This is a genomic window from Shinella sp. JR1-6, from assembly GCF_004284735.1.
GTDB lineage: Bacteria > Pseudomonadota > Alphaproteobacteria > Rhizobiales > Rhizobiaceae > Shinella.
The window spans coordinates 1-4,137 of the sequence record NZ_SHMI01000076.1 but is presented as its reverse complement, the minus strand read 5'-3'; the positions used below and the strand labels follow the sequence as shown (position 1 = coordinate 4,137).

Below are 4,137 nucleotides of genomic sequence, written 5' to 3'. Positions count from 1 at the left end.
AGACCAGCGTCGACGGCGCTCAACAGACGTGATCACTTCAATCGGATGCTTCGTCATAGGACTATCCCTAGTGTTTGCACTAGGACTTCCGATGTTCAGCGTCACCTCACAAGGCGGCCCTCACCGTGGGCTTACGATGGATGAGACGCTATTGACTTTGTCGCCACGCGCAGCCGTGCGCGGAGGCGCAGGCGATAATGTAGAGCTCGACGCTTCCCGTTCCGAAAGAGAGTACAGATTCTGCCACCGGCACCAAGCGGAAAAGTGCCGCCAGTCCGCGGTATCGGCCCGCCGCGTATTGAGGACATCGCGTCCGTTTCCCGCTAGTCAACGTCAAACGGCGGGGTCATCGGGCTACTTTCCGCGTTGCAACACCCATATCTCGATGGCTTTGTTGCGATAATTCCGACGGCTATGACAAGGCTTTTGTACGCGGTGGTCACGCAGATTTGAGATCGATTTTCGGCCGAAGTATTGGCACAATCTCGGTAAAGCGCTCACATTCTGAAGTATTCACGGACGGTAAAGTTATCGTCAAGGGCGGCGTTTTGTGTTGTAAAGCGCGATCCTATCATTCAAGCAGTAAAGAGCTCACTTGATTTAAGGAGGTTTTTTATGCGGCTTACATCAAAATTTTTGTCGGCTGCCTCAGCCGGTGTGGTTTCGATGCTGATTGCAACGGCAAGCTTTGCCGCCGAGATCAAGCCCTTCGAAACAGCAGCCTTTGAGGCGGCCCAGAAGGGGGGGCGGCCGATCGTCGTCGATATCGCCGCAAGCTGGTGCCCCACCTGCAAGGCCCAGAAGCCGATCATCCAGTCTCTTGCGGCAGACCCCGCCTATAGCGAAATGATTGTGTTCGAGGTCGATTTCGATAGTCAAAAGGACGTGGTTCGCAGCCTGAATGCCCGTATGCAGTCGACACTGATCGCCTATGATGGCGGTACCGAGACCGGGCGTTCGGTCGGTGACACCAAGCCCGAATCGATTGGTGCGCTATTTGCTTCGGCGCTTGGTAACTGACCATGCTGACGACCGGCTTTCTGGCGCTTCTGGCGGGAGTGCTGTCCACGCTGTCTCCCTGCGTGCTGCCGCTTCTGCCGGTGGTGTTGGGCACGGCGATCTCGAAGCACCGCTTCGGACCGGCAGCGCTTGCCGGGGGGCTCGCGGTTTCCTTCCTGACAATCGGGCTCTTCGTCGCGCTGATCGGCTTCTCGATCGGGCTTGATACCTCCGTCTTTCGCACATTTGCCGGCTACATTATGATCGTGATCGGCGCGGTTTTGATGGTACCGGCCCTCCAGGTGAGCCTTGCCACGGCGGCAAGCCCATTCGGCAACTGGACGGAGCAGCGTTTCGGTGGGTTCAATAGCGATGGTCTCAAGGGGCAGTTCCTGATCGGCGTGCTCTTGGGTGCCGTGTGGAGCCCGTGTGTCGGCCCCACGCTCGGCGCGGCCTCGATGATGGCTGCGACTGGCGAGAACCTCGCTCAAGTGGTGACCACCATGGCCGCCTTCGGCATTGGGGCCGCTCTGCCACTGCTTCTACTCGGTATTCTCTCGCGCGATGTGCTGATGCGCTGGCGCAACCGCTTATTGCACGCCGGGAAAGGCGGAAAAGTCTTGTTGGGCGTGTTTTTCGTCGTAATCGGACTTCTGGTGGTGACGGGACTGGACAAGCAGGTAGAGGCAGTGCTTGTCGAAATCTCGCCCGCATGGCTGACCAGTCTTACCACACGTTTCTAACTCTCGAGGGTGACTCGGCTGGGGCCCTGTCGACCTACACTATTGAGTGAAGCGATCAGTCTGAGCTTAAGCCCCTTGGCTTGTCGATCCTTCGACCGGCCGACTGCTGGTCGGCGAGCGACAACTGCTCAACGGACGTTCTTCTTAGACGACAGACAGGCTTCGGATCTCGCAATCCAATGGGCTGAGTTTCACCGTGAAACATCCGCGATGCCATGCGAACGCCCCCGGTTTACCATCGCATCCCACTATTCGGTGTGAGACGCGGAACGTCTGAAGGACAAGGCTTATCCGGTGCTCATTGCTTAAGGGGCTTGAGTGATGGCCATTCTCCGAACGCGCGGACATAGGCCCGCGAGAATGCCGCAGCGCTACCAAAACCGACTTGCCGTGCCACCGCCTTGACCCGGGCCCCCTTGGACAGGCTCCGTCGCGCAATGGTCATGCGCCATCCTGTCAGATAGGCCTGCGGTGTCGCACCGACCACCTTGCGGAAGAGAGCCATGAAATGGCTTCGCGACATTCCCGCGACTGAGGCAAGATCTTCAGCGTTCCAAGCACGCGCGGGCGCGTCATGCATGGCAACCAAAACCCGATGTAGAGCGGGGTGAGACAGACCAGCCAGCAGCCCTGGTCGGGCGGCCCCGCGATCGATGGCGGATCGCAACAGGAGCAGAACGATCACTTCGCAGAGCCGATTGAGCGCTGCGCTTCGCCCACATCGCGAATCCAGAGCCTCCGCCACGAACGCGGCTGTGGTATCGCGCAGGGCAGGTGCGTCGTTGGTCTCGACGGAGACCTGATCAGGCAGGGCGTTCATGAGCGGGTTATGCACCCCGCCGAAATCGACAGCTGCGGTGACCAGAATGGACGGGGCGGGGAGTGTTTCACCGCGCAGGCGAAGGACGATTTTTTCCGCAGGCCCACCCAGCGGCCCGATGACGAGCAGCCTGGCATGACTGTCGGCGGTGAGTGCCGGGTCCAATGACGCCGAAAGCTCGAATACATCGAAGAATGCCGAAAGCCGGTCGACCTTTTGAGTGGCCATCAGATTTTTGATCATGTTTTATGGATCCTTGATTGCCCTGTGTATGATATCTCAAAGCTTCGACGTCAACGCAACGGCGTTGTCATGTTCAGAAAGATGGAGTTGATTAATGCTAGTCCCTCGAATGTCGGCCCCGGATTTGGTGGTGAAGACTCTCGATCACGGAGAGTTCGCCCTCGCCGACGAAGCGCCCAGGCTTATGACGCTCGTCTGCTTCTACCGCGGTCTCCACTGCCCCATTTGTGCAGGCTATCTAAAGGAGCTTGGACGATTGACACCGTCCTTCTTGGAACGGGGCGTCAACACCATTGCAATAAGCTCTGATGGAGAGGAGCGCGCGCGACAAATGGCGGATAAGATAGGTGCCGAGCATCTTCGCATTGGCTACGGACTGTCTTTGGGCGCGGCGAAGCACTGGGGCCTGTACATTTCGGCGTCACGTGGAAAAACATCGATTGGAATCGAAGAGCCAAAATTGTTCTCCGAGCCAGGCGTGTTTTTGATCAAGCCAGACCAATCGGTCTATTGGCTCTCGGTGCAGTCCATGCCATTCGCGCGACCGAATTTCGGCGAGATGGTTCAAGCCTTGGATTTCGCCATCAAAAACGACTATCCGGCGCGCGGGGAATATATTGGCACTGTGTGAGTGCTCGAGCGTGCCATGCAGGCGGCCTCGACGATCTGGTTGCCGTAGCGCCTCGCCTTTTGTAACCACCATAGCCATCGGCATGCATCACACCGCTGAAGTTTGCGAGGTGATCAGCCGGATGCAGGCCTTTCCGGTCGGGGCTAGCCGCACTGTCCTTGTTGACGTCAACAAGGACAGTCAATGCCAAATCCGACGATTCCTACGAGGTGGCCCACCTCGGATGCGTACGGTAGTGAGCGAAAGAGATTGCTTTTATCGCTCACTTCACCGCGGCATTGTGGGCGATAATGCTTGAAGGTTAGGTGCGGCCGCCCTGCAGCCTGAAGCGATCGAGCGCTACGGCAACGACGATGACGAGGCCCTTGATGATGTATTGCCAGATATCGGCATGAAGCATGCCGCGCCTTTCGACTTCCTCAAGGGTGAGAGGATGCCGGAGGGGCCGAGATCGAAGGCATGATTGTTCGATAGCGAGAGACCGTGAATGCCCATCGCCTGGAGCGCGTCGAGAACGACGGGCTGGCTGCAGCCGAAGACGGCGCCCTTGAACGGCCATCCTCCATGACTGCCAAGGATCGTGCTCTCGAAATTCGTGAAGGCAAAATCGGCCTGACCAAGCAGCTGAGAGCGGCGGTGCAAAAGTCGGCCACGGTAGCGGCGGCATAATGCTGCTGCGGGCGGAGTAAAATCCGGCCACC

Annotated in this window: 4 protein-coding genes and 2 pseudogenes; 3 read left to right on the top strand and 3 right to left on the bottom strand. The window is 58.2% G+C overall.

Going from position 1 to position 4,137, the window contains the following annotated elements; all coding sequences use genetic code 11:
* Positions 1 to 615 precede the first annotated feature (615 nt).
* Together EXZ48_RS34045 and EXZ48_RS34040 are read left to right on the top strand one after the other, a co-directional pair.
* Entirely contained in the window at positions 616 to 1,020 is a 405-nt protein-coding gene (locus EXZ48_RS34045) for a thioredoxin family protein (protein ID WP_024271619.1), read from the top strand.
* Positions 1,021 to 1,022: 2 nt separating this feature from the next.
* Positions 1,023 to 1,742 carry a cytochrome c biogenesis CcdA family protein gene (locus EXZ48_RS34040; protein WP_024271618.1) on the top strand — a complete coding sequence of 240 codons (720 nt, stop codon included), beginning with the start codon at positions 1,023 to 1,025 and terminating at the stop codon, positions 1,740 to 1,742.
* Positions 1,743 to 2,040: 298 nt separating this feature from the next.
* Here the strand turns inward: EXZ48_RS34040 and EXZ48_RS34035 are convergent, their stop codons facing one another.
* Entirely contained in the window at positions 2,041 to 2,805 is a 765-nt protein-coding gene (locus EXZ48_RS34035) for an AraC family transcriptional regulator (RefSeq protein ID WP_050746997.1), read from the bottom strand.
* A 94-nt stretch (positions 2,806 to 2,899) separates the two neighbouring features.
* Between EXZ48_RS34035 and EXZ48_RS34030 the strand changes: the two genes are divergently transcribed.
* Positions 2,900 to 3,436, top strand: a complete 537-nt coding sequence (locus EXZ48_RS34030) for a peroxiredoxin-like family protein (protein WP_130521452.1) — start codon at positions 2,900 to 2,902, stop codon at positions 3,434 to 3,436.
* A gap of 11 nt (positions 3,437 to 3,447) precedes the next feature.
* On the opposite strand, the pseudogene EXZ48_RS34025 reads toward EXZ48_RS34030, so the two are convergent.
* Positions 3,448 to 3,581: pseudogene (locus tag EXZ48_RS34025) on the bottom strand (transposase); the annotation flags it as partial.
* A 237-nt stretch (positions 3,582 to 3,818) separates the two neighbouring features.
* A pseudogene (locus EXZ48_RS35720) lies at positions 3,819 to 4,060 on the bottom strand (CapA family protein); the annotation flags it as partial.
* Positions 4,061 to 4,137: the final 77 nt, after the last annotated feature.

Bases quoted from the DNA above. Each gene is read 5' to 3' on its own strand.
- EXZ48_RS34045 (WP_024271619.1), top strand. From the start codon at position 616: ATGCGGCTTACATCAAAATTTTTGTCGGCTGCCTCAGCCGGTGTGGTT.
- EXZ48_RS34040 (WP_024271618.1), top strand. From the start codon at position 1,023: ATGCTGACGACCGGCTTTCTGGCGCTTCTGGCGGGAGTGCTGTCCACG.
- EXZ48_RS34035 (WP_050746997.1), bottom strand. From the start codon at position 2,805: ATGATCAAAAATCTGATGGCCACTCAAAAGGTCGACCGGCTTTCGGCA.
- EXZ48_RS34030 (WP_130521452.1), top strand. From the start codon at position 2,900: ATGCTAGTCCCTCGAATGTCGGCCCCGGATTTGGTGGTGAAGACTCTC.